Source organism: Vibrio minamisatsumaniensis, assembly GCF_050337445.1.
GTDB classification, from domain to species: Bacteria; Pseudomonadota; Gammaproteobacteria; order Enterobacterales; family Vibrionaceae; genus Vibrio; species Vibrio artabrorum.
Genome location: NZ_JAKJSY010000186.1, coordinates 1 through 703 on the forward strand (window position 1 = coordinate 1; position 703 = coordinate 703).

A 703-nucleotide genomic window follows, 5' to 3' on the forward strand; every position below is an offset into this window, starting at 1 on the left:
GTCACATATCATTGTTTTAGATAATATTAACAATTGTTATTAATACAATAGAAGGTACCCGTCGATTTCAAATATTCATCCCACTTTATATATTTAGGCATGTAATACGAGAAATACTATTTGTTTTATTCCCAAGCTCTGTTTATTATTAGCTGTATTATTTATTTTATCTTGATGGGAAATATCATGTCTGAATTAACAAAAACTTTATTGAACATCCGTAGCCTTCGTGCATTCTCACGTGAATTAACTCTTGAGCAATTAGAGGAAGCACTAGACAAGCTGACTATTGTTGTACAAGAGCGTCAAGAGTCTGAAGCTGAAGAACGCGCGGCTAAAGAAGAGCAAGAAGCGAAGCTTTCTGCTATAGCTGAACAGATTGCAAAAGACGGAATTGATGTTGCAGATCTTATTGCGGCACTTTCTGGCGAAGCCAAAACAAAAACAGCTAAACGTGCGCCACGTCCAGCTAAATACACATATGTAGATGGCAATGGCAATGAAAAAACGTGGACAGGTCAAGGCCGTACGCCTTCAGCTATCCAAGAGCAACTCGATGCTGGTAAATCTCTAGAAGAGTTTGCTATCTAAATATCTTATTTAATTAGTCTTTACTCAGTTACGCACTAAGCAAGATAATTAATATTGAAATTGCCAATGTAAATATTAATGGTGAGTTTGAAATATTTAGAAACAAAAAAGG

At 35.7% G+C, this 703-nt stretch carries 1 protein-coding gene; it reads left to right on the forward strand.

All coding sequences use genetic code 11. The annotated features are described in order from the left end of the window. Positions 1-186 precede the first annotated feature (186 nt). The gene (locus tag L4B77_RS20195; protein WP_429752632.1) at positions 187-591 is read left to right on the forward strand and encodes an H-NS family histone-like protein; all 405 of its coding nucleotides are present in this window, start codon (positions 187-189) and stop codon (positions 589-591) included. Positions 592-703 lie beyond the last annotated feature (112 nt).